The organism is Streptococcus sp. GMD4S, from assembly GCF_000296955.1.
Window position 1 is genome coordinate 1 of record NZ_AJRE01000417.1, and the last position, 545, is coordinate 545.

At 47.0% G+C, this 545-nt stretch carries 1 protein-coding gene; it reads left to right on the top strand.

Annotated features, from left to right (window positions below):
- Window positions 1-545, top strand: a 545-nt coding sequence (yvcK, locus tag GMD4S_RS10265; RefSeq protein WP_000292115.1) for a uridine diphosphate-N-acetylglucosamine-binding protein YvcK, incomplete at both ends; no start/stop codon positions are given.

Here is a 545-nt window from a genome sequence, read left to right on the forward strand (position 1 = left end):
AATGCCATGCAGCTGCTAAGTCTCTTTTTCCACACAACAGGAAAAATCTACCCCTCAAGCGATCAGCCTTTGACACTGCATGCAGTCTTTAAAGATGGTTCTGAGGTGGCAGGTGAGAGCCACATTGCAGATCATCCAGGTATGATCGACCATGTCTATGTGACCAATACCTTGGATGATGAAACACCCCAAGCCAGCCGTCGAGTGGTCAATACTATCCTCGAGAGTGATATGATCGTCTTGGGGCCTGGTTCCCTCTTTACATCGATTTTGCCCAATATTGTCATTGAGGAGATTGGGCAGGCTCTCTTGGAGACTAAGGCAGAGATCGCTTACGTCTGCAATATCATGACCCAGCGTGGGGAAACAGAGTACTTTTCAGACAGTGACCACGTGGAAGTCCTCCATCGACACTTAGGTCGGCCTTTTATCGATACGGTCTTGGTGAATATCGAGAAGGTTCCTAGAGAATACATGGATACCAACCGTTTTGATGAATATTTGGTTCAGGTAGAGCATGATTTTGCTGGTCTTTGCAAGCAGGT